A 22,643-nucleotide genomic window follows, 5' to 3' on the forward strand; every position below is an offset into this window, starting at 1 on the left:
CCAAATCAGTGGTGAGCTCGTCGTTATTACTCACCACTTTTCATTTGCGCAATGAGCTGACCGAGCTTTTTCAAATGCGCTTCCACGTGTTCATCCCAAGGCAATCCATAACTCATTCGAATGCAATTTTGAAAGCGCTCAGAGGCACTAAATAACTGCCCTGGCGTTACACTCACCCCCTGCGCCATAGCAAGAGAGAATAATTTTCCACCGTCAAAACCAGTGCCCAATTCAAGCCAAACCACACAACCGCCACCCGGATCGCTAACACGTACATCCGATGGGAAAAATTGACGAATACAGCTGAGCATTTTCTGTTTATTGTCCATCAAGCGCAGTCTTAATTTTCGTAAGTGGCGCTCATAATCTCCTGATGCCAAATAGTCGGCCAACACCCACTGATTAATCAAAGAAGAAGAGCAACTCAAAGCGCGCTTGATACGTCGAGCGCGCGCCACAAAGCCCGGCGCGACCATCCACCCGACACGGTAGCTGGGTGCAGCCGTTTTCGAAAAGGAGTCACACGTGATCACCTGCCCAGCAGCAGCATAATATTGCGCCGGTTTTCCGCGATATTTAGAAAAGTGCAGGTCGCCATAAACGTCATCTTCAATCAGTGTCACGTTTTTAGACACCAGTATCTCTAACAGTGCTTTTCGCCTGCTCTCAGGCATAACACTCCCAAGTGGATTATTGATACTTGTTGAGCATATACAAGCACTTACATCATGCTCGTTGAGGGCCTTTTCTAGATCTTCTAACCACAGACCATCGTCTGGACAAACCGGGATCTCGAGGGCACGCAGACCTAAATTTTCGATAAGTTCGATGATGCCGAAATAGCAAGGTGATTCAATCGCAACGACTTCACCAGGTTTGGTAACGCACTGCAATGCTATGGCCAACGCCTCTTGTGCACCGTTGGTGATCACAATATCATCCATGGAAATGGCAAGGCCCATCTGTAAATATCGTTGTGCAATTTGACGCTTTAACCGCTCTAAGCCATCCATCGCACCATATTCTAAAATTTGGCTACCCGCTTGCTTTAATGCCTGTCGCATCATTTTTGCCAGCACGTGTTCATTGCTCATAACAGAGACAGGGTTAGCGATACCAAAAGGTGCACTGTGAGGCGAATGTATTCCCTCATAAACCTGTTCAATCAAAGATTGCTTATTAACCTCTGTTGGTTTGACAGGCAATTTGCAGCGCTTGGGCAGCGCACTTTTCTCACAATCGCTCAGAAAATATCCTGATTTTTCCTTCGAGTATATGCGCCCTTGCGCTTCCAGCTGATAATAGGCCTGCTTTACCGTCGGAATGCTCACCGACAATTGTTGCGCCAACTTACGCAATGACGGCAACTTAGTACCTGGACTCAGTAACTCATTCGTAATCATCTCATTGATCACATCAATTACCTGTTGGTAAAGGAATTGGCCATGATGCATCGATTTCTCCCGCTCGCCATCTGTATAGGTCAAAAAACCTTTTTTCTGTATCTATTATACACAGAGTAACGGAGTAAACTGCAACTCGATGCAATAATCAAGTTATATCAAAGGGAACGACAATGAAAAATTGGCTGTTATATATCATTACAGTTCTGATCTGGGGCTCTACATGGCTGGCAATCGAATTTCAACTTGGCCAAGTTAATGAGGTTGTCTCACTCTTTTACCGTTTTGCGATTTCAGCACTTTGTATGTGGGGTTTTGTACTGTGGCGTAAGCTGCCAATGCTGCAATTTACACTGGTAGATCATGGCTTTTTTATCTTGTTAGCCATGGGTAACTTTGGTCTTAACTACTTACTGTTATATTGGGCACAGGGCAGTCTCACTTCGGCTATGGCCTCCATTGCATTTTCATTTATGCTGGTTTTAAACATACTGAATACTCGGCTATTTTTTGCAAAGCCTATCGCACTGAAAACCTATTTTGGCGCGCTATTAGGTGTCACAGGCATTATCGCTTTATTTTGGCAAGACCTCAGCGCTGCCAGTTTTTCTTCTGCGACCTTTGTTGGACTCGTATTGGCGTTGTCAGGCACCTTCATCGCCTCTTTGGGTAACATGGTTAGTATTCGTAACTCCAACCGTGCAATCGGTGTGTTAGAAGGCAACGCGTGGGGCATGCTATACAGCAGCATATTACTTGGTCTGTACGTCCTATTCAGCCCACAGTCCTTTTTAATTCAAGCAGATACGAGTTATTGGGTGTCTTTATTTTACCTTGCAATTTTTGGCACCGTGATCGCCTTTGCTTGTTACTTTTCATTACTCAAAAATATTGGCCCCGAACGCGCAAGTTACATTATTGTTCTGTTCCCTGTCGTTGCTGTATTACTGAGTACCTGGTTTGAAGGCTTTACTTGGCAGCTAAATACATTTGTTGGCTTTGGGTTGATTTGCTTTGGCAACTTATTGGTATTGATGCCAAAAAAAGTCATTGCCAAATTCATGCGACGCCCAGTACCACACGCAGCCAATATTAATTAAGCACTTTAAATTGCAACAGCGCCGCTTTGCATTTGATCAGAGCAGGTGTTGTTGCAATCAAATCTCCATCCGCTTCAATTGCTAAACCAGACGTTTTAATTTCAAGTTGTTGGCACCGCCTGACACTCACCCAAGGCAATCGAGTATGCTGCCCAAACAACATCAGCGCAAAACACCATAGTCGTTTATACCAAACAACAGCTGGGATAGTGATCACTTGTAACACCCCATCGTCGAGTTGCGCATCTGGGGCTGGTGTTAAGCCCGCGGCAAAATGACGTCCATTGCTAAACAGACACATCATGGTGGCTCGCTGCCCATATTCGAATTCGATTGGTGTGCCTCGGTATGAAGCCAGCTTCATAATGCCTGCGATAGTATAGCTCAGCTTGCCAAAAGGCTTCTTGCCACCCATAGCTGATACGACTTCCGCATTGAAACCGACACCTGCCATGTTAATAAAGTAACGGTTTCCAATCAGACCAACGTCAACACTGCGCACTTTGCCTGCAAATATCGTATTTCGCCACTGCTGCATGGAATAGCCAAACTGGCGACTAAAATCATTGCCAGTGCCACAAGGCAACAAAGATAATACAACTTGAGTTCCCCCAATGGCATTTGCAGCCAAATTAAGGGTGCCATCTCCTCCCAGTACGATTATCTGAGTGTAATTAGGAATAAGGCCTTTTATCCGTTCAAGATCCGTTTCAAAATGACCACATGTCTCATACCAATACAGCTGTATTGCATGGACTTTTGCCTGTGCCTTTAACCAGTTTGAGTGTGCTGAAAACGTCTTCCCCTGCTGCGGCCTATAAATCACTAACAAACAACATAACTCCCAAAATAAAATTATCTGAATAACTATTCACATATAATATTAAAACCCTATAAAACCTCAATAAACTGAAAAAATTAAATGAATAGTTATTCAAACCTTAAAATTACATCATAAAAAAAAAGAAATATTCATTAGTTTTTCTAATGCGACAACCGCAATTTTTATCGTTTTAAATTTGTCCAAAGTGAATGCAAAATAACCATGTAACCAATCAATAGTCATCGTAGGAGACACAGATATGCTTAATACAGCTGCTGCGTGCAGCAACACGCAAACCACAACAAACCCAACTTTAAACACTATCCAAGCGCCACGCGTTCAGTGGATGCAGTGGTTGAGTAAAATTGGCCGATCTTTGCAGCTAAATTATGTGGTCATGCATAAGTAAATCTGTTAATTCCTCTATGTGGCATTATCTATTGATGCCACATTTTTCGCGTCAAAGCGCTGCTCACCCTAAAAATTTCCCGTAAATACTCCTTCAAAGTACAAATTTCGGGCAAAAAATTCAATAACTTCGGTTTTTTGTGTGTTTTTTCAGCAAACGATTAAAAAACTATTTACAGCACCCAATTCGATAAGTATTATCTTTGCCCATGGAGAGATGGCTGAGTGGTTGAAAGCACCGGTCTTGAAAACCGGCATACGTTAATAGCGTATCTAGGGTTCAAATCCCTATCTCTCCGCCATTTTTAAAAGTTTTGCGTCGGAGAGGTGGCCGAGTGGCTGAAGGCGCTCCCCTGCTAAGGGAGTATAGGGTTTGTAGCCCTATCGAGGGTTCGAATCCCTCCCCCTCCGCCAGTTCTTTGTGAAGAAACCGTCCATTGGACGGTTTTTTTATGCCTAAATTTTGTCATCCTATTTATTCCCTTTCATACACCAATCTTTTTTTACTGTACTTTTCTCTTTCAATCAACTGGTCAGATGTGTTAACAATAATAAGATGAAATCACTTTGGCTTGTGTAAGTATGCAGATCCATTTTATTGAAGGTTACATCCAACAAATTTATTTAGTCGAATACGCCGACAAACTTCTACTTCTGGATGGATGCTGTCGAGCGGATGTGGATATGGTGTGCGATTACATTACGCATACGCTTTCAAGACCAATTACTGACTTGAAGTTAGTCGTTGTCACCCATATGCACCCGGATCATGCTGGCGGCGCTCACCTTCTGCGCTCGAAAACAGGCGCAAAAATCGCCGCAGCCAAAGTTGCAGGACATTGGTACAGTGGCTTAGATGGCATATTGATGCATTGGTCAGATATGATTTTAGCGCTGTGGGTTGCTGGCAGAAAAAACAAAACGAAGAAGAATATTTGGTATTCGAGAAAGTTAAGCGCAGATCACTACCTTGAGGATGCTGAGCTGCTACCTGGCTTCGAGGACTGGCAAGCAAGACATACCCCAGGCCACACTGACCGAGATTTGTCCCTTTACCATCAAGCACGTAGTTGTATTTATGTCGCCGATTTATTCGTTAAAGTACGGGGGGTTTTCATTCCCCCTTATCCCGTTTTCTACCCTAATCGATATCGAAGCTCATTAGCATTAGTGAAAAACCTTAAGCCCAATACCATTATTTTAGCCCATCAAGGTGAAATAGACTTTCAAGATATAGATTTTGAGAAGCTGGAAAATCAAGCCCCTAGCATTCCCGTCACACATTGGCGTTCCGTCAAGGCCAAAACGAAGCGCGCATTGGGTTTGGCTAAATAGTCCGCTAATCGACGAAACGCTGCACAGTGTCAACAAAACGCGTCACTTGCTCATGATTATTGTAAATGTGTGGCGACACACGTATGCCGTATTTTCTGACATCAATGGCCACCCCTTGCGCTTTCAAAGCTTGAGCACAGGCTTCTAGCTGCTTGCCCGGATGGATAATGGCAGTCCCTGAACATCTTGATGACTCTTGTGGCGACATGCACCAAGGCGATAATGCCTGCCAAATGTTCTCTAGCAAGCCTAAGTTATGCGCCCGTACTTTTTCACTTCCCATTTGGGCAAATGCGTCGATACTATGTCCTGCCAAAATATAAGGGGCAACCGATGGTGTGCCGCCCCAAAAGCGCAACACCGTATCATGTGGCGCGAAGTGATGGATATCAAATTCAAATGGGTTTTGATGAGAGAACCACCCCACATCTTTTGGCTTACACTCAGACACTCTCTGTGGGTTAACCCACAAATAGCCAGCGCCTGGGCCACCACACAACCATTTAACACTGGAGCCCACCACGCAATCTGCCTGCCACGCATGTAAATCAATCGGCAAGATACCCGCAGATTGCGCAATATCGACCACGACACGGGCACTGTGCTGCTTAGCACAGGAGATGACTTCGCTTACAGGCGCTTGCTGACCAGTATTAGAGTACACATGACTGACAAACACTAAATCATATTCAGCGCTCAAGTGCTGCTGCCAAGTATCTAAACAGCTCATGTCTTCTGAGTCGGGTATGAAAGTCAGTTCAGCATCTTGTAGTGCCTGCTGTAGTACAAACCCCATACTTGGAAAGTCATGCTCGCTCAACAGCACCTTTACTTTTCTTTGTTGAAAGTCTGGTACGCTCATTAACCACTTGGTTAACCCACTCGACAAATTAGTTTGTGGGCAAAACTCACCGGCTCTGCCACCGAGTAACTTCGCAAGCGCTAGCCTGAATCGCTCAATGCCCTCAAGCCACTGCTGCCAGGGTTCTTGATTAAGCTGCTGCCATGGCGCCATAAACTGATTGTTAAAATCATCTTGTGCACTTTTTAGCATGCGCCCCACAGAGTGGCTTAGTAAATAATCTTGCGAAGGCAAGTAAAAGTCATTAGCTTGCATTGAGACTTCCTTCTTTGAGTGTACTTCTGAGCTGCTGAATATCTGAAAAACGCGTCTCCAAGTCACTCCGTTTCGCTGCCGCACGCTTATCTCTTAACGTTTCCAATTGCTTTAGTAACACTTCCAACGGCGGCCCACTCGCTGTCACTTTGTCTAAATGACTACGCTCCATGTATTTTGCGGGGTGACAAATATATTTTTCCACCAACTGGTTATGATGTTGAATTGCGGTGTCACCATGAAGTTTACACGCTTGCAAAAATGCTTTTAATGCCTGCTGATACCATGCTTGATCACGACACGTTTGCGCTTCTAAAAATGCATCCATTAAATTCGGTAAACGCATACATTCACGCAATGTCGCCTGATCTTCAGGCATCATATACAACAATTTTTCGACCAAGATCTGGGCATAATCTACGTCATTGGCACGACATAAACCGAGCATCAGATCGATGACATTAATGCCTGCAAAATCGCCCGCATTCGCCCCGCGATAAACTTCCTTGCCAACTCGGTACGGCTTGTAATAAGGCCGCACAACATAAAAGAAAGACTCCGTATCCAGCTCCTTGAACAGGGTTTGATTTGACGCGATAACATCAAGTAATGCACGCTTCACTTCTTCAAACAGCACGGGGGTCATTGGATGAGAAATACCTAGCGGTTGAATTTTAAGTAATGCTTCCGCTGCACGTTTATAGGCTAAAATGCCTCGCGTATTGTAGTCGACAAATAGTTGTTCAGCAGGATCACTGGTAAAACGCTTATAAACCCCATTGATTGCGGTGTTGTGTGTAGTCAAATGAGCGGTTGCAAACCTCGGAGTAACCCCAATGGAAGACCCAATATGCATGGCTAACGCCGATGCGGCCTTCAGTGGAGAGTAGCGCTCTCGACTCGGTTCCGTTATTTCGTGACGACGACAGGCGGCCATATACAAGCCCACATTCCCCAGTAAATCAAATGCGTTGTCAAAGCCTTCGTCGGTGTTCCCTTCAGCTAGGAGTGCTTCTATATGCTGTTCGCCTTGCTTTAAAAGTTGCTTTTTAAGTTCTTCACCCACGCCTTCTACATTAGCGCGATCAGATTGAGCACGGTAAACCGCTTCAAGCTTATCATTGAGTTCGACAAAATCATTTCTTATCCAGATATCAAAATCTTTTGTTAGTTGCGTCATTGTCAAAATCCTAAAAATTACATCATTGACAGGCTAACAAAAATAGCGGAGGGATATTTGCCAATTATCTGGTAATCGTTAAACTAAATGAGTGAATAACTTATTTTTTAATACAAAATTTAGCAGATCTAACTAATATGCCTGATATCGATAACAAAGATCGTATTTTACTAAACGCATTACAAAATAATGCGCGATTGAGCAACGCTGCACTGGCAGAACAAGCCAGCCTGTCAGATACTCCCTGCTTAAGGCGTGTCAAAAAACTCCAACAAGATGGGGTTATTTTGGGGTATCATGCAGATATCTCACCGCAGGCGGTTGGCTATTCAGTTTTAGTGTATGCGTTTATTCGCCTAACCAAAAATTCAGTGCAGGCAGCCGAAAGCTTTGAACAGCATGTGGATGCATTAAAAGAAGTGCGAAGTTGCTCCGTTGTCTCTGGTAGCCATGATTATTTACTTGAAATCATTGCGGCTGATTTGCCAAGTTACGAACACTTTGTAAAGCATAGCCTTGCTAATTTAGAGTATATTGCCGCGGTAGAATCAACCATCGTTTTAAAGCAGACCTTCAATAAACGTGGAGTGCCGCTATGACCCACAAGGGCAATTAATTCATGCAAGTTCAGTTTCGCTCACCAATCTATAATATAGCCGCATACGTACTCCTCACCCTGGGCTACTTTGGATTTGGTAAGCTCTTCACGCTGTTTGCTTTTCAAAATCAAGTATTGCCGATCTGGCTGCCCGCAGGCATCGCTTTAGTCGGATGCTTTTTATGGGGGTGGCGATTTGCGCCAGCGATATTCTGTGCATCTGTACTATTCAATTGGACCACTTATTTTGGTTTTCAGTCACCGCTGCATCACTACAGTGACATTTTACAAGTTGTGATTGTGGCAATCGGTGCGGTGTTACAGGGCTTAATTGGCGGGTATTTAATGCGCTTATGGCTCGGTGATCCACTCCTCATGCGCTCTAGAAAATACATTGCCTATTACGTGTTGCTGATTGGTATAGGCGTCAATCTTGTTTCGGCCAATATTGGCATGCTGTCACTCAGCCTCTTTAACCCACAGTATGCTTTTTCACAACACTGGCAAAATGTTATCGCGTGGTGGCTGGGAGATAGCCTCGGCATTCTAATCTTTACACCGCTTTTACTGATGCTGCTTAACATCAGTGTCTTTGCCAAACGGCCATATCAGCATAAAAGAATTATGCTTGCGACATGTGCTATTTTATTTATGTCTGTAACGGCGACAACATACTTATACAACCTCGGCAATTTAAATGCCGCTCAGCGTGAAGCTCAGCGCGAAATCAATATCATCGAAAATTTGGTGCTGCGCCATGTTAACCTCAGCATGCTGGCCGTGCAGGGGATGGCAGCCAAACTACAGTCTTTGCCCGAGTTTGACCTTACTCAATTTAATCAAATCGCAGAGCAACAAAGACAGCGCTACTCATTCTTATTTGCGCTTTCTTGGGGGCAAAGATCACCCCAATCACACGCACCGCAACTGCAAGCCGAACTCAATCAGTTGTACCGTAATGAGGTCAAGATTCAAGGAACACCGCTATCTCCCAACGACCCTTTGGTCGTCGTGAAATATGTGTCACCTCAGGCTGAAAACTTCACTTCTTTGGGGTTTAATATTTATTCACGCGCTAACCGCAAGTTAGCTCTTGAAGACCCGGAGATTATTTTACAACCCCGTGCCACCAATATTGTAAAACTCATTCAAACCACACCCGCAAAATCTGCATATGTGTTGTTCTCACCTGTTTTTGAGCAAAGTATCCAGCAACAAGGTAGCCATGCTGATATTACAGGGTATGCAATTGGTGTAGTACAAACTGACGTGCTGTTAAATTCGGTATTAAAAACAACACACGCCAATCACTACGACTTGGCGTTTTATGACGGTAATCGTGATACCCCTTTTTACAGCAATCACGACGCCACAGAGCGGCCTTATAATGCCAATACACACTACTCCACCCAAATTCACTTTGCAGGGCAAACTTGGCGACTCACTTTAGCAATAAAAGACAGCTATATCAGTGAACTAAACCATCAGCAAACTGTCTGGCTATTGACCCTACAGCTCAGTATTTGTGCGCTGATCACCTTTATCGTTTTGCTTTACAATTATCAGAATAATGCGCTCAATCACTTGGTTGCGCAGCGCACGGAGTCACTAAACCTTGCTTTACAAGATGCACAACAAGCAAACCAAGCAAAAAGCCGCTTTCTTGCAAATATGAGTCATGAGATCCGCACACCACTCAATGCTGTCATCGGGTTTGCATCACTGACTCGCACCACGGAGTCTCTGAGTGTACTTCAAGGCTATGTCAGCAACATCAATATGGCAGCCAAAACACTGCTCGGGCTGGTCAATGATATTCTCGACATCACCAAGATTGAGTCAAATAAGCTGCAAATTGAGCATCACAGCTTTAATCTGCAAGCGTTACTCAAGAGATTGGACAGTCTTTTTGCCGCCAGTGCATCTGAAAAAGGCCTAAGCTGGAAACTGCATACCAATGTAGAACATGCACTGTGGTTAAAAGGAGACGAATTAAGAGTTGAGCAAATTCTTATCAACCTATGCAGTAACGCCGTTAAATTCACGGAATCAGGGCAGGTCTCTTTGCACTGTGAAATATCCGAAAGTGCGGCAGATTACCGTGTCCAGTTTACAGTGGCAGATACCGGAATAGGCATTGCAGCGACTCAGTTACAAGATATTTTTGCCCCCTTCTCCCAAGCGGACAGCTCAACCTCTCGACGCTATGGCGGAACTGGGCTGGGGCTGGCAATATGCAAAGAGCTAAGCGATTTAATGTCGGGTAATCTCACCGTTGAAAGTACACCCAATGTCGGCAGTCAGTTTTGCTTTAGTCTGCGCTGTCCATTTGGTGATGCCTCAAATGAGCAAACACAGCAATATGATTTGGCGCTGATCAGCAAGCTCAACATTTTAGTCGCTGAAGATAATCCGGTGAATCAAATTGTGATCAAATCTATGCTGGAATCATTTGGTGTCACCTATCAATTGGTGACGAACGGCCAACAAGCTATCGCTCAACTACAAAAGGGAGCCTTTGATCTGGTCTTAATGGATTGCCAAATGCCAGTGCTTGACGGTTATCAAGCGACTTCAACATTACGCCAAACTTATGACCAAAGCACCTTACCTATCGTGGCGCTGACCGCCGATGTGATGCCAGAGGATAAAGCCTATGCGATTGCAATCGGCTTTAATAGTCACCTTGCAAAACCCCTTGATCGCGATAAGCTAGGTACATGTTTAGATCACTACGCAAAATTATGCTCAAAAAATTCATCGGATTAATCTCTCTATTTGCTGCCACAAATGTCGTTGCGCAGGATTGCACGACATTGCCAACTAATCACCAACGGTTTATCGACGGCAAGCAATCAGGTGAGTTTCGTGTCGCCAAGGACGCTGGAAGTGCAGCCATCACGGTGAACGATAGCTTGACCTTTGAGCAGTATATTGTACAAACCAGATCCTTGATTGAGGCCCGCAATAAACGCGCGCAATTACCTTGCCCACTGCCGCATCTAGCACTTACCCAATCAGCTAAAGTGGTCGATCACATTGCACCTTATCAACTCAAACAGGCCAATAACGACAAAGCCATATTGCTCATTCACGGCCTCACCGACTCACCCTACATATTCAGTGCTGTGGCAAATGACTTGTATAGACAAGGCTTCAGCGTAAGAACATTGCTCTTGCCTGGACATGGAACAGCGGCTGACGATCTGCGCCACGTCAGCAATCGAGATTGGCAGCAACATGTCGAGTATGCCATCAGACGCACAGCAGCTGACTTTAAGCAATTTGCCATCATGGGCTTTTCAACAGGCGCGGCACTCACCACCATCGAAGTTGCGAAGTCACGGCCTGAAAACCTCGGTGCTATCGTATTGGTTGCCCCTGCAACCGAGTCTCATAATAAAAAAAGTTGGCTCGCACAGTGGGTCGATTGGGTGCCGTTTATGGACTGGCTAGATAAAGACGCAGACTTAGATTTTGCCAAATATGAATCTTTTCCGTTGGCTGCGGCTGCGCTAGTGCATAATGTTATGATCAAAATGATGAATACTGAGGTTCCCTCGGATTTACCTATACTGACCATTTTGAGTGATGTCGACGCCACCATCGATAGTCAAGCCACGCTGAAGTTACTCGGTCGTTGGGCTGAAAAACACCGCGCCGAGATAGCGCTCAGACTCTACGCTAACAATCAGGTAGCGGTGAGTGACAGCATCGCTGTGACGCAAGTCAGCCAATTAGCGGAGGTCGTAGATATGTCCCATGTGGGCTTACTGTTACCACCCGAACACCCTTATTACGGCAAACAAGGACATTATCGCCACTGCGGCAGCTACTTTGAAGATGACGATGCCTACAGCGCATGTAAAGCCGCTAAAAACATCACCTTTGGTGAGCATCACGCACAGAACAAAGCGACTTATAAACCACTCGCGCGTGTCACTTTTAACCCTGATTACACTGGTATGATGGCCCAATTGTTCGCTTTTTTGGATACCCATGTTAAATAATCAAGCATTTGAACATCGGTTTGTTGATGCCGTATCTAAAGTGCCAAAACCCGAATGGCAACAATTAGCGGGCGACACACTGTTTACGAGTTATGAGTGGCTCAGTGCTTTAGAACACAGTCATTCCGTAGGGGGTCACACAGGTTGGCAGCCTCACCATTTAGTGGTTTACTACAAACATCAACAGCAGCCTATCGCCATCTTGCCGGGCTATATCAAAAGCCACTCCTATGGTGAATATGTATTTGACTGGGCTTGGGCAGAAGCTTACGAACGCCACAACCTCGACTATTACCCGAAATGGATATGTGCGGTCCCCTTTACCCCTGTTGTGGGCGCTAGGTTACTCAGCCAATCTCACTCAAACGCGCTGCATCAGTATATTCTAGATGTACTCCAAGAAGCTGCACAGGCGAATAGCTGGTCTGGCATCCATATCAACTTTGAACTGCTTGAGCAAAGCTGGCCCAATAGCCGCCTGATAGAACGCCTCGGCGTTCAGTTTCATTGGCACAATCAGGATTACGACAGCTTCGACGCATTTTTAAATACCATGAAAGCGCGAAAGCGCAAAATGATAAAAAAAGAGCGTGCACAGATCCGCAAGTCGGATATTCAAGTCCGGTGGCTTAACAAAGAACAAATAACGCCTGACGTAATTTATCAATTTTACCTTTGCTATTGCCGTACCTACCGCAAACGCTCGGGGCATAACGGTTACCTAACCCAGCAATTTTTCACTCTACTCTTTGCTTATTTGCCAGAAAATACCACGCTATGCTGCGCATACCGAGGCGACAACGGTGAAGAAAACAGTGCATTTATTGCAGCCAGTTTATATTTGCAAGATAACAGTACGTTGTACGGGCGCTATTGGGGCGCGTTAGAAGAGAGTGAACACTTACACTTTGAGCTGTGCTACTACCAAGGAATAGAGCGGGCCATTACGCAAAGATTACAACGATTTGATGCCGGTGCGCAGGGTGAACACAAATTGCTCCGTGGTTTCGAGCCTGTTTACACCCACTCATTTCATACCTTAACGCACCCACTGTTTGAGCAAGCAATCGCTGAATTTATCACCACGGAGCGCAATCAGCTTTCACACTATTATCAACAGTGCCAGTCACTGTTACCGTTTAAAGAGCAATAAACGATTATTGGCTGGCATTGCGTGATCCTGTACCAATGCCAACCCTGCTTGTTCAGCCAACTCACAGATCCATTCAAAATCTCTTATACCACTTTGCGGATCGCGCATTTTTAGAAAAGCATCAAACTCAGCATTACTTGGCGATGTAAAGTTTCCTTGATAATTAAAAGGTCCGTAAATCGCTAATTTACCCGCGGCTGCCAGATGCGCCGTAACCCCTTTAAAAAATTGCTCCACTAGCGTCATAGATACGATATGTAATGTGTTGGCAGTATAGATCGCGGGGATATCAGTGACGGGCCAGCTATCTACATTCAGATCTAGTTCTACAGGCAATGTCAGGTTCGTAAGATTGGCTTCTTCACACCAACTTATGATCCCATCATGATTATGGCGCAAATCCGACGTCTGCCATTTTAAGTTTGGCATTGCGTTGGCAAAGTGCACCGCATGTTGTCCCGTACCAGAACCAATTTCCAACACTTGCGCCACATCAGCAAGAAATGGCGCTAACTTTTGCAATATAGGATCTTTATTGTTTTCACATGCTTGAGAGAAAGGTTTTGTCATTTTGCACCTAAATTGATCAATTACGCGCCTAATTGATGCAACTTTCTTTGAATATTGCAAACTTTAATCAGTAAATTTTGATTACCGCGCTGATTAATAAAGAGAAAAAATTTTTGGTATATGGTATGCAAAAAAGTGTGTATTGGCTATAAGTACTTAAGCATAGCCCGTTCAAATACCCTAATTGGAGATACCAAAATGAAGTATTCTAAAGTCACACATATGCCCAACTTAAGTTTAGGCCACATCCCTGAGCCTAACACCCCAGAATCAGAACCAAAATACCAGCAAGAAGTCGCTGACTTGCTAAGTAGTAAAGAACAAGAGAAAGAGCAAACCACCGAACAGTTTATTCTCGGCTACAACTAGGTAGCCACAGCGCCAATACAATCCCAAGCGCAAGGGTTGCTAATCTCCTATTTTAGTGTAATGATAATAATTATCGTTACACTAAAATATAATGCGCTATGGTTACACCTCAAGTCCTTTGTCAGTTTCAGCCTCGCTTAGATACACAGTGCCAAAGACCTCATCTTGATGCCCCTATTCATGTGGCACAATTTATTGAGGATGGTTTTAACTTAGCCAAATGGTACGAGCGAAAACCCTGCGTATTACTACAAGAACTCTATTTACGACGTGTCTTTTTCGAATTGCTCAACCACATTGCCGATCCTTTGGTCAACCAAAGCTATAGACAGCAATGCTTTGAACAACTTCACAAACCCCTTCTCGCATTGAAACGATTTTATAAAAAGCAACATCGTTCCATGGCACCCTTTTACCGCCTAGAGCGAGAAGCCCGGATCATAAGTCACGAATTTAATCCTTTTAATTAGGAGTCAGTATGACCACTTACCGTACCGCATCTGATAGCATGGGCACTTTAGAAGTACCTGAAACCGCACTATACCAAGCACAGACGCAACGCGCCGTGAATAACTTTCCAGTCAGTGGACTCACCATGCCAGTGAGTTTCATTCGCGCGCTTGCCTATATCAAGCAAGCCGCCGCAGAAGCCAACGCAGAACTTGGTCACTTGGACAGAGAAAAGGCGAAGGCCATCACCACGGCGTGTCAGGCACTGATTGATGGGGCACATCTTGATCAATTCCCAGTGGACGTTTTCCAAACAGGGTCTGGCACCAGCTCGAATATGAATGCCAATGAAGTGATCGCCACGCTTGCAAGTCAGCAAAGCGGCCTAACTATCCACCCGAATGATGACGTTAATATGGGCCAAAGCTCTAATGACGTAATTCCTACTGCCATTCACGTAAGTAGTGCTACGTCAGCCGTTTATGAGCTTCTACCAGCATTGAAGCACTTGTCGCAAACAATCGAGAGAAAGAGTAAAGAAGTCGGACATCATGTTAAAACTGGTCGTACTCACTTAATGGATGCCATGCCAGTCACATTCGCTCAAACACTGAGCAGCTGGCAGCAGCAGATCGATTCTGCCTATGAAGGTATTTTAGCGGCGCTTGATAAAGTGTATCAGTTAGGTCAAGGCGGTACGGCTGTCGGCACTGGCGTCAATGCCGATAAACAATTTGCGGCAACGTTCAACACATACCTCAGCAGTAATGTCGGCATTCGCTTCAGCCCGAGCCAGAACTTTTTCTATAACATTGGCTCACAGGATGCCATTGTCGCGCTATCTGGCCAATTAAAGACATTGGCAGTCGCGAATATGAAAATCGCCAATGACTTGCGTTGGATGAATTCGGGCCCATTAGCGGGGTTATCTGAAATTGAACTACAAGCGCTACAGCCTGGTTCATCTATCATGCCGGGTAAAGTCAATCCAGTGATCCCTGAAGCCGCAGCGATGGTAAGTGCACAAGTCATTGGTAATGACGCAACCATTACTGTTGGCGGACAGTCAGGTAACTTCGAACTAAACGTGATGCTGCCCGTTATTGCTTTCAATATTTTGCAAAGCATCGAATTACTGGCAAACATGTCTCGTTTAGTGGCCGACAAAGCAATCGCAACATTCAAAGTGAATGAGCAGAGCATTCAGCAGGCATTGTCGCGTAATCCCATTTTGGTTACGGCCTTAAATCCGGTGATCGGCTATGAAAAAGCGGCCGCCATTGCCAAATTAGCATACAAAGAAGGACGTCCTATTATTGAAGTTGCAGCAGAGCACACCGATTTAAGCGAGGACGAACTAAAAACACTGCTTGACCCGCAAAAGCTCACCGAGGGTGGCCTGTAAGTTAAAAGCGCTCTAATCTTATAGAGGGTGTGAACTGCAACGACACAATTAAACTGCTCACTTGAGGCTATTCAGCTGCAATAAAGGTGAGCAGTGGCCAACTTAACAATTCAGTATTAATTGTGTAGATTTTACCCAGGGTCAGTTCACTTACCCTCACGCGCTTGTACTTGTATCTAAACAAAAAGCGCGGCACACTGTGAATAAAAAAACAGGATAGATTATGAACGCACTTAAGCTAACACTAGCGAGCCTAGTAATAATATCAGGATGTTCAAGTACGGAAGCTGGCTCAGAGCAAACGCAACCGGAAAAATCACAACAGCAAACCAAAGACGTTAAAAAACCCATGGCACCTGCCACTTTGCAGACTAAGTCAGCCACGCGACATGATGCAGGGCTCAGCAAACCCCTTCCAGCCTCAATGGCTACCAAAGCCGAGCCTATCGCTAAATATGACCAAGATGCCATTGATGAAGCGTCCCTTAAAAATCAGTTCGCCTATTTAAAGTTCATTACCAAAGACAAAAGCTGCGATAGCAACAGCCAATGTCAGGCCATTCCGGTCGGCAGTCGAGCATGTGGTGGACCGTCTAGTTACTTAGTGTTTTCAACCAAAACCGCCGACCACAAAAAGGTTTATGAACTGGCCAAACAGTTAACCCACGCAGAGTCACAATATAACGCCAAAACAGGCATGATCAGTATTTGCGAACATTTACGTCAACCGGCAACGCAATGTATTGAAAATACTTGTGTTAAACTAGAAGGCACAAATAAATCACCAACTAGGGACTATCGATGAAGCGAAAGGCCGGTACCATTGTTGGCATATCACTTATGCTTTTAGCTGGGTGTGAGGCCACTTACACAGAAACGCAGCAACAGGTTGAGCCTGATGATGGGTCACTCGACCAACTTATTGCAGACAAAGGCTGTGATGCCAGCTTTCAGTGTAAGGTTATCGCCGTCGGCGAGCGGCTAACATGCGGCGCCGAGCAAATATTTGGTGTACTCGTCCCGTAATGTAGATGAAACGCAGGTAGAACGTGCAGCACAGGCCGTGACAGCCGCTGAAAAAGCGAAAAATAGAGGCGCGATTGCCAGTGATATGTGTGAGCCCGTCTTACCGATACAAGCCTTATGCATTAGCAGTACCTGCCAATCCATCGTGTTAAAATAGATCATGAGACAGTAGCTTGCTACTGTCTATCTTTATCCAGCGAGAAAATAGTTTAGTGCAACCAGTGGCACAACACATACCACGCACACTCCCGCCAGACCCAAATATTTTAAGACCAATCTTTTTTTGATCCAATAGCAATACATAAAGCGCAGCAAATAAGTGGAAGCGACCCCAAATAACGCAAAAATCAGTAATAGCGATAGCAAGTAAAAAGACACTGACAACTCATAAACTTAGAATCATAAATTTATAATAGCGGCAGTGCCCAAAAAGCGCACCTATTTTAATCTTTGCAATATTGTCGGTGCTTCTCTAATTGACTTATGCTGTTTACCACTGATTACTGACAACGACTTTACCCATCGCTTGGCCACTGGCCAGTCTGTCATGCGCCAGCCCTATTTCAGCAAATGAGAACGTGCTGCTGTCCAAAACCGGGGTTAAATTTCCAGCATCGACAATGTCAGCCATGGCGGCAAGAATGTGCTGATGCTCGGCCCGTTTGACGTTATGCAACATAGGGATAAGCATAAATACCACGTGCAAGGATAAACCTTTAAAATGCGCGACAGACAGATCAATCTCCGCCAATGATACGGTCGTTGCCACCTGACCGTTTAATGCTGCGGCTTCGAAGGAGTTGAGTAAGTTGCCTCCGCCCACCGAGTCATACACCAAATCGAAGCCGGCACCTTCGGTATGCGTCGCAACATAGTCAGCAACCGATTCAGTTTGATAATTAATAGGCGTAGCACCCAGCTGCTCGATCAACGTAAGCTGTGCGTCTTTGCTCCCCGTAGCATACACCTCACCGCCAAAATGTTTCGCTAATTGCAAGGCTACATGCCCCACGCCCCCTGCGCCTCCATGCACTAACACCTTTTGACCACGTGCAATACCTGCACGCTGTAGACCCTCGTAGGCGGTGATCCCAACTAGGGGCAGTGCAGCGGCTTGCGCCATACTTAATCGTTTGGGTTTGTGGGCAATTAAGTTAGCATCTGCAACCATGTACTGTGCAAGTGTGCCTTGAAGGTCGGCCAGACCGCCTGCACAACCATAGACTTCATCTCCGACTTGAAAGCCCTCAACCCCTTCACCTACAGATTCAACAACACCGGCAAAATCCATTCCCAAAATCGCAGGTAATGCTGGCGCGAGCGGCAAAGCGGGGCCCATTTCGCGGATCATCGTGTCGACGGTGTTGACACTACTCGCCATTATCTTTATCAGCACATGGCCTGCGCTTACCTCAGGCTTTGCGACTTCAGTCTCGACAAAAACGTCGCTACTACCGAATGAATTGATTGTCATTGCTTTCATGATTAAATCCTCATTGAATGAATGGATTTAGTATATTTATTAACTATAATTTTGATAATATCGAGATAATTACAATCAGTTTTAATATTTTATTGATAATGAACGTCGCACACTTAAAGCTATTTACCCGAATTGCCGCTATGCACAACATTAGTCTTGCAGGAAAAGAGCTTGGGCTATCTGCAGCTGTCGCCAGCGCACATATCAATAAGCTTGAAGAAACATTGGGCACTAAACTATTGTATCGTACAACCCGCAAAGTCTCTTTGACTGAAGAGGGGCTCGCATTTTTACCGCATGCTGAGTCTGTACTAGAGAGTATTGAAAGTGCCAAAGCAGCCATTGGTGCTGGTAGCCACACTCCACAAGGAACCTTGCGGATCACAGCGCCAGCCTCTTTTGGAAGAATGCATATTGTGCCTGCATTGGCTGAATTTACGCAGCTCTACCCCGAATTGAAGATTGATTTACGTCTGAGCGATACCATCGTAGACATGGTCGAGGGCGGGTTCGATATCGCCATACGTAATGCTGCGCTCAGCGATTCGACGTTGGTCGCCAGCAAACTCGCAGGTGACACTCGCATTCTCTGTGCTTCACCTGAATATGTCGCCGAACATGGCATGCCAAGCTCACCACAAGCACTACACTCACACCCCACTATCAATCTAACGGGGATTGATCACTGGGTATTTGCGAACCCTCAGGGTAACATAAAATTTAAACCTCACAGTGGGTTACACATCGATAATGGCGAAGCAATAAGAGATGCCTGTATTCGGGGGATGGGCATAACCCTTTGTTCCATGTGGTGTGCCTACCAAGCACTGCAAGAGGGCAAGCTTGTTCAGGTACTCAAAGACACTCCTTTGGTCAACGATACTGCACTCTGGGCCGTTTATCCCAATTCACGGTTATTGGCACCCAAAGTGCGGGTTTTTATTGATTACCTCAAAGCTTACATTGGTGATGTGCCTTATTGGGAGTAGCCGTATTAGTTTAATTGTGCCGATAACGATGCCAATGTCGTCATGAGTTCATTCGCTAATACAGGGTCCGACGCGGCATTATGTGGCGCACTAAATTGGCCAATGTCATTATCGAAATATAAACCTCCCGCTTGTGCAAAAGAGTCGGCAAGGGCAGCCTCGACTAAAATATCTGCACCTTGCTGCACGCTACTTCCCTGCATACCATAAGCTTCCTGCACCATTTTGCTTCCCAAAAATGACTTTGGATTGACCGCCACGATCATCGGGCCACTGGCTTTGTATTTTTCTCCAAGCACAGCTGACCACATCGTCAGCGCCAATTTGCTTTTTGCGTACACGGCACCATTGGATAAGGCACTGGGTTTTGTTATTTCCTCAGCACTGAACGGTGCCTGCGCTGCAGAAGAAAGGTTAACAATCCGGCTTTGCTGGTTAAGTAATTCAAGCAATTGCTCCGTTAGAATAAACGGCGCAATCGTATTGACCATAAAGCGAACATCTAAATTATCTGCGGACACCGTTTGTGCGATGTTAAAAACACCCGCGTTATTGATCAGGACATCCAAACTATCGTGATCTCGGCGCACCGCAGCAACCAGCGATCTCAACTCCTGCGCAATGGACAGATCTGCACGATAGCGATACACCATATCTTGACCAAACTGCGCGGACAATTCACCGTATACCGACTCGAGTTTGTTTTGGCTGCGACCATGAAGCAGTACACAATGCCCCCTTGATAGCATTGTCTTTGCTGTCGCCAATCCTATCCCATCGGTAGAACCTGTGATTAAAATTGTCTTTTTCATGTTTGCCCCTTTGCATTTACCATCGTTATTAGGCGTAGTACTTATTAAGATAATCAGCAACGCTTTTTATGATAAGGGCTGGTTCAAGCAAATCAGTTTCAATTTAATTTTGATAATAGACACCAATTTTGCACAACTTTCAAAAAACTATTTAGACATCGCTAAGGATTTTGGGTATGACGGGCTCTGTTGCCAAATGATGACTTCCACAACTGCGAGGTTTATCGCCATGGCGATGAGTCGATCATAATTATGATGAAAAGCCAGTAAGGTGTCATAAACCCCCTCCCATGCACCAAACATAAGCTGCAACAATGCGCCCGTAAACAGAGGCGTGATTGCTGCTAAAGCAAATGCCACAGCCCGCATCATCCACTTTTTATGTTGCGCAATACGCCCTTTTGTCACATGTACAATGGCAACACAAAAAGCGCTACAAATGGCGACACTCATTATTAGCAATGAAAAAAACCGCCCTCCCAATTCATCTGGTGTAAGCATTAAGTGCATCCACACGCCTGAAATAGCCATGACACAGCCCGATGTAACGGCCAACCGACCGCCCACTTTATGTAACCTAGGTCGACGTACTCTTATACGGGGTGAAAACTGCCACGGCATCGTTAAGAAAAATAATGCGCCAGCCAAGGCATGTGTCAATATCGCAGCGGGAGTCGCAAAATACTGTCCATTGATCATATCCGATACACCAGTCACCGCATCACTGCCCAATAAGACCAAAACAAAGATAAAAATAGCTGGAATGCCGGGAATTGCGGTCATCAGTAATAACCCACTCACCACGGGCCAGTTGAATTTAATAACCTGTTTAGTATGCTGAATTTGTGTTGTCATTGGTTGCTCTCTATTTAAGTTTGCCAAAACCTGCAAACACTATGTCGCAACGAGGGAAAACACTCGTCCAGCCTTATTGGCGAGGACTTATTTCTCACGAAACAGCACTTTTCAAAAAGGCTTTAAAAATAATAAAGCACTGTAAAATATGCTTATTTTATTAATATCACCCAAACTAAGGAACCCGAGATGAGTGAGCAGCCAATTCTCTTTTCTCTCAACATCGCGACGCTGTGCATCATCTTCTTTAGCACCCATCAACTGATTTTACGCGCGCAGCGCAGACAAGTTTATTGGCCACTGGCGTTGTGTTTAGCGGCAATAGGCGTCGTCATTGCCATGCCTTCTGTTCAACAGCTCCTGCCCCAGTTTCAAGTGTTCAATCTAGTTGTTTCATTACCCGCTCTGCCGTTAATTGCGCCTTGTTTATGGCTCTACACCAAAGGGCTAACCAGTCACACCCTTTGGCAACTGACACGAAGAGACACCAAGCATTTTTTACCCGCCGCTTTTGGGGGGCTAATCGCTTTAATTACGCTGTGTTTACCCTCACCATATTTACATGCCATATTGCTCACAGAAGAATTCAGCATTGTTGAGCAAGCACCGAGCCATGTCCGCAATCTCATCTATGGCTTACTGATATTTACATTCTTGAGTGTTTTAGGCTGGGTGCTTCAATCAGCTTGGTATGCCTACAAAATCATTGTCAGACTGAAAGTGTATCGCGCGCAGCTCCAAGATGTGTTTGCCTCAACCGAACAAAAGGAGCTGCGTTGGTTAAACTGGTTATTGTTTATCGTAGGCGGGGTATGGATGTTTACCGCATTGAATGTGGTGCTCGACAACCTTTTTAGTCCCATACATTATGATGCACGACTTTATGCAGTGATGGTGTTTATCGTGATCTATAGTCTTGCTCTTTGGGGGCTCAGACAAAAGCCGGGGTTCGCAGAACTTTATGACTCAACGCCCAGTGTCGAACCAAACCCGCTTGAGCTCACATCCGTCATCGACATACCCAATGTAGGTGAACAGAAATACCAACGCAGTGCACTGAGCACAACACAAGCGGCCAAGATCGCAGCAAAGATAGAACAGGCCATGAAGGAGGAACACCTCTACCTTGATGCCGCTCTGTCATTACCAAAGCTGGCGGCACATATTCACACGTCACCCAACTATATATCGCAAACATTAAACGAAACACTCGGCGTGCGTTTTTTTGACTACGTCAACAAGCATCGCGTGACTAAGGCAAAGGAATATTTACAAACCACTGATAAAACCATTCTTGATGTCGCGATGACCGTGGGCTTTAACTCCAAATCTGCATTCTATACAGCCTTTAAAAAGCACACAGATCTCACCCCTAGCCAATACAAGGCAGCATCAGACTAAAGCACAAGCATCATAATTCAGTCATGCAGCATATTGGCTTTACGCTCAATGGACTTGCTTTCACTGTTAATAGACACTCTGTATTTGCCATCAGGCTAAATTGAAAAAATAAAAATTCTAATTTACTACATGATGGCTAGACCACTTGCAACTAAA

General features: G+C 45.1%; 22 protein-coding genes and 2 tRNA genes. 16 read left to right on the plus strand and 8 right to left on the minus strand.

The features are described from left to right. Positions 1-26: 26 nt before the first annotated feature. Positions 27-1,454 carry an aminotransferase-like domain-containing protein gene (locus A7985_RS20750; protein WP_065792377.1) on the minus strand — a complete coding sequence of 476 codons (1,428 nt, stop codon included), beginning with the start codon at positions 1,452-1,454 and terminating at the stop codon, positions 27-29. Positions 1,455-1,576: 122 nt separating this feature from the next. Here A7985_RS20750 and A7985_RS20755 point away from each other — a divergent pair, with 122 nt between their 5' ends. Then, on the plus strand, positions 1,577-2,503 hold the full coding sequence (locus A7985_RS20755) for a DMT family transporter (protein WP_065792378.1): 927 nt from the start codon (positions 1,577-1,579) through the stop codon (positions 2,501-2,503). Here A7985_RS20755 and A7985_RS20760 read toward each other — a convergent pair. Next, positions 2,496-3,329: a diacylglycerol/lipid kinase family protein gene (locus tag A7985_RS20760; protein ID WP_256096824.1), complete on the minus strand. Its 834-nt coding sequence runs from the start codon at positions 3,327-3,329 to the stop codon at positions 2,496-2,498. The two genes, A7985_RS20755 and A7985_RS20760, sit on opposite strands and share 8 nt — an antisense overlap. Positions 3,330-3,585: 256 nt before the next feature. Here A7985_RS20760 and A7985_RS26590 point away from each other — a divergent pair, with 256 nt between their 5' ends. From A7985_RS26590 to A7985_RS20775, 4 genes are all read left to right on the plus strand, one after another. Next, positions 3,586-3,735, plus strand: a complete 150-nt coding sequence (locus tag A7985_RS26590; protein ID WP_176716783.1) for a hypothetical protein — start codon at positions 3,586-3,588, stop codon at positions 3,733-3,735. Between the two features lie 210 nt (positions 3,736-3,945). Beyond that, positions 3,946-4,036 (plus strand) — tRNA-Ser (locus A7985_RS20765). 19 nt (positions 4,037-4,055) lie between these two features. Next, positions 4,056-4,148, plus strand: a tRNA-Ser gene (locus A7985_RS20770). A 168-nt stretch (positions 4,149-4,316) separates the two neighbouring features. Further along, a complete protein-coding gene (locus tag A7985_RS20775) occupies positions 4,317-5,069 on the plus strand; it encodes an MBL fold metallo-hydrolase (RefSeq protein WP_065792380.1) in 753 nt (250 codons plus the stop codon). Positions 5,070-5,073: 4 nt separating this feature from the next. Here A7985_RS20775 and A7985_RS20780 read toward each other — a convergent pair whose 3' ends face one another. Both A7985_RS20780 and A7985_RS20785 read right to left on the minus strand, forming a co-directional pair. Further along, positions 5,074-6,186, minus strand: coding sequence for an aminotransferase class V-fold PLP-dependent enzyme (locus tag A7985_RS20780; protein WP_065792381.1), 1,113 nt, complete (start codon positions 6,184-6,186; stop codon positions 5,074-5,076). Beyond that, entirely contained in the window at positions 6,176-7,366 is a 1,191-nt protein-coding gene (locus A7985_RS20785; protein ID WP_065792382.1) for a PrnB family protein, read from the minus strand. The genes A7985_RS20780 and A7985_RS20785 overlap by 11 nt, the downstream gene beginning before the upstream one ends. 137 nt (positions 7,367-7,503) lie before the next feature. Between A7985_RS20785 and A7985_RS20790 the strand changes: the two genes are divergently transcribed. From A7985_RS20790 to A7985_RS20805, 4 genes are read left to right on the plus strand one after another with little or no spacing between them, the layout of a single operon-like run. Beyond that, positions 7,504-7,965 carry an Lrp/AsnC family transcriptional regulator gene (locus A7985_RS20790; RefSeq protein ID WP_065792383.1) on the plus strand — a complete coding sequence of 154 codons (462 nt, stop codon included), beginning with the start codon at positions 7,504-7,506 and terminating at the stop codon, positions 7,963-7,965. 20 nt (positions 7,966-7,985) lie between these two features. Beyond that, complete coding sequence (locus tag A7985_RS20795) at positions 7,986-10,733, plus strand: ATP-binding protein (RefSeq protein WP_065792384.1); 2,748 nt, start codon at positions 7,986-7,988, stop codon at positions 10,731-10,733. Continuing rightward, positions 10,709-11,974 (plus strand): alpha/beta hydrolase, encoded by a 1,266-nt coding sequence (locus A7985_RS20800; RefSeq protein WP_065792385.1) that lies wholly within the window; start codon positions 10,709-10,711, stop codon positions 11,972-11,974. The genes A7985_RS20795 and A7985_RS20800 overlap by 25 nt, the downstream gene beginning before the upstream one ends. Next, complete coding sequence (locus A7985_RS20805) at positions 11,964-13,127, plus strand: GNAT family N-acetyltransferase (protein WP_065792386.1); 1,164 nt, start codon at positions 11,964-11,966, stop codon at positions 13,125-13,127. Before A7985_RS20800 ends, A7985_RS20805 begins: the two co-directional genes overlap by 11 nt. On the opposite strand, the gene A7985_RS20810 is transcribed toward A7985_RS20805, so the two are convergent. Further along, positions 13,107-13,697, minus strand: a complete 591-nt coding sequence (locus tag A7985_RS20810) for a DUF938 domain-containing protein (protein WP_065792387.1) — start codon at positions 13,695-13,697, stop codon at positions 13,107-13,109. The genes A7985_RS20805 and A7985_RS20810 overlap by 21 nt on opposite strands. 198 nt (positions 13,698-13,895) lie before the next feature. Here A7985_RS20810 and A7985_RS26595 point away from each other — a divergent pair, with 198 nt between their 5' ends. The 5 genes from A7985_RS26595 (at position 13,896) to A7985_RS26600 (ending at position 17,104) form a co-directional block, all read left to right on the plus strand. Beyond that, entirely contained in the window at positions 13,896-14,066 is a 171-nt protein-coding gene (locus tag A7985_RS26595; protein WP_176716784.1) for a hypothetical protein, read from the plus strand. Positions 14,067-14,544: 478 nt separating this feature from the next. Further along, positions 14,545-15,921 carry a class II fumarate hydratase gene (locus tag A7985_RS20825; protein ID WP_065792389.1) on the plus strand — a complete coding sequence of 459 codons (1,377 nt, stop codon included), beginning with the start codon at positions 14,545-14,547 and terminating at the stop codon, positions 15,919-15,921. Positions 15,922-16,144: 223 nt separating this feature from the next. After that, positions 16,145-16,726 (plus strand): hypothetical protein, encoded by a 582-nt coding sequence (locus A7985_RS20830; protein WP_081310663.1) that lies wholly within the window; start codon positions 16,145-16,147, stop codon positions 16,724-16,726. Continuing rightward, positions 16,723-16,947 carry a hypothetical protein gene (locus A7985_RS26280; protein ID WP_141685407.1) on the plus strand — a complete coding sequence of 75 codons (225 nt, stop codon included), beginning with the start codon at positions 16,723-16,725 and terminating at the stop codon, positions 16,945-16,947. Before A7985_RS20830 ends, A7985_RS26280 begins: the two co-directional genes overlap by 4 nt. Further along, positions 16,931-17,104, plus strand: a complete 174-nt coding sequence (locus A7985_RS26600; RefSeq protein WP_176716785.1) for a hypothetical protein — start codon at positions 16,931-16,933, stop codon at positions 17,102-17,104. Before A7985_RS26280 ends, A7985_RS26600 begins: the two co-directional genes overlap by 17 nt. A gap of 333 nt (positions 17,105-17,437) precedes the next feature. On the opposite strand, the gene A7985_RS20840 is transcribed toward A7985_RS26600, so the two are convergent. Beyond that, positions 17,438-18,430, minus strand: a complete 993-nt coding sequence (locus A7985_RS20840) for a zinc-dependent alcohol dehydrogenase family protein (protein WP_065792390.1) — start codon at positions 18,428-18,430, stop codon at positions 17,438-17,440. Between the two features lie 98 nt (positions 18,431-18,528). Here A7985_RS20840 and A7985_RS20845 point away from each other — a divergent pair, with 98 nt between their 5' ends. Further along, positions 18,529-19,419 carry a LysR family transcriptional regulator gene (locus tag A7985_RS20845; RefSeq protein WP_065792483.1) on the plus strand — a complete coding sequence of 297 codons (891 nt, stop codon included), beginning with the start codon at positions 18,529-18,531 and terminating at the stop codon, positions 19,417-19,419. A gap of 5 nt (positions 19,420-19,424) precedes the next feature. Here A7985_RS20845 and A7985_RS20850 read toward each other — a convergent pair whose 3' ends face one another. Together A7985_RS20850 and A7985_RS20855 are read right to left on the minus strand one after the other, a co-directional pair. Beyond that, a complete protein-coding gene (locus tag A7985_RS20850; protein WP_065792391.1) occupies positions 19,425-20,231 on the minus strand; it encodes an SDR family NAD(P)-dependent oxidoreductase in 807 nt (268 codons plus the stop codon). Between the two features lie 147 nt (positions 20,232-20,378). Then, a complete protein-coding gene (locus A7985_RS20855) occupies positions 20,379-21,086 on the minus strand; it encodes a DUF2306 domain-containing protein (RefSeq protein WP_065792392.1) in 708 nt (235 codons plus the stop codon). A gap of 189 nt (positions 21,087-21,275) precedes the next feature. On the opposite strand from A7985_RS20855, the gene A7985_RS20860 reads away from it, so the two are divergent. Next, on the plus strand, positions 21,276-22,487 hold the full coding sequence (locus A7985_RS20860; RefSeq protein ID WP_065792393.1) for a helix-turn-helix transcriptional regulator: 1,212 nt from the start codon (positions 21,276-21,278) through the stop codon (positions 22,485-22,487). The last annotated feature ends 156 nt before the right edge of the window (positions 22,488-22,643 follow it).

The organism is Pseudoalteromonas luteoviolacea (assembly GCF_001696455.1).
Taxonomy (GTDB): domain Bacteria; phylum Pseudomonadota; class Gammaproteobacteria; order Enterobacterales; family Alteromonadaceae; genus Pseudoalteromonas; species Pseudoalteromonas luteoviolacea_C.

Coding starts and splice junctions, on each gene's coding strand:
- A7985_RS20825 (WP_065792389.1), top strand. CDS start 14,545: ATGACCACTTACCGTACCGCATCTGATAGCATGGGCACTTTAGAAGTA.
- A7985_RS26595 (WP_176716784.1), top strand. CDS start 13,896: ATGAAGTATTCTAAAGTCACACATATGCCCAACTTAAGTTTAGGCCAC.
- A7985_RS20830 (WP_081310663.1), top strand. CDS start 16,145: ATGAACGCACTTAAGCTAACACTAGCGAGCCTAGTAATAATATCAGGA.
- A7985_RS26280 (WP_141685407.1), top strand. CDS start 16,723: ATGAAGCGAAAGGCCGGTACCATTGTTGGCATATCACTTATGCTTTTA.
- A7985_RS20805 (WP_065792386.1), top strand. CDS start 11,964: ATGTTAAATAATCAAGCATTTGAACATCGGTTTGTTGATGCCGTATCT.
- A7985_RS20790 (WP_065792383.1), top strand. CDS start 7,504: ATGCCTGATATCGATAACAAAGATCGTATTTTACTAAACGCATTACAA.
- A7985_RS20860 (WP_065792393.1), top strand. CDS start 21,276: ATGAGTGAGCAGCCAATTCTCTTTTCTCTCAACATCGCGACGCTGTGC.
- A7985_RS20775 (WP_065792380.1), top strand. CDS start 4,317: ATGCAGATCCATTTTATTGAAGGTTACATCCAACAAATTTATTTAGTC.
- A7985_RS20800 (WP_065792385.1), top strand. CDS start 10,709: ATGCTCAAAAAATTCATCGGATTAATCTCTCTATTTGCTGCCACAAAT.
- A7985_RS20855 (WP_065792392.1), bottom strand. CDS start 21,086: ATGACAACACAAATTCAGCATACTAAACAGGTTATTAAATTCAACTGG.
- A7985_RS20785 (WP_065792382.1), bottom strand. CDS start 7,366: ATGACGCAACTAACAAAAGATTTTGATATCTGGATAAGAAATGATTTT.
- A7985_RS26590 (WP_176716783.1), top strand. CDS start 3,586: ATGCTTAATACAGCTGCTGCGTGCAGCAACACGCAAACCACAACAAAC.
- A7985_RS20780 (WP_065792381.1), bottom strand. CDS start 6,186: ATGCAAGCTAATGACTTTTACTTGCCTTCGCAAGATTATTTACTAAGC.
- A7985_RS20755 (WP_065792378.1), top strand. CDS start 1,577: ATGAAAAATTGGCTGTTATATATCATTACAGTTCTGATCTGGGGCTCT.
- A7985_RS20850 (WP_065792391.1), bottom strand. CDS start 20,231: ATGAAAAAGACAATTTTAATCACAGGTTCTACCGATGGGATAGGATTG.
- A7985_RS20845 (WP_065792483.1), top strand. CDS start 18,529: ATGAACGTCGCACACTTAAAGCTATTTACCCGAATTGCCGCTATGCAC.
- A7985_RS20750 (WP_065792377.1), bottom strand. CDS start 1,454: ATGCATCATGGCCAATTCCTTTACCAACAGGTAATTGATGTGATCAAT.
- A7985_RS20810 (WP_065792387.1), bottom strand. CDS start 13,697: ATGACAAAACCTTTCTCTCAAGCATGTGAAAACAATAAAGATCCTATA.
- A7985_RS20840 (WP_065792390.1), bottom strand. CDS start 18,430: ATGAAAGCAATGACAATCAATTCATTCGGTAGTAGCGACGTTTTTGTC.
- A7985_RS20795 (WP_065792384.1), top strand. CDS start 7,986: ATGCAAGTTCAGTTTCGCTCACCAATCTATAATATAGCCGCATACGTA.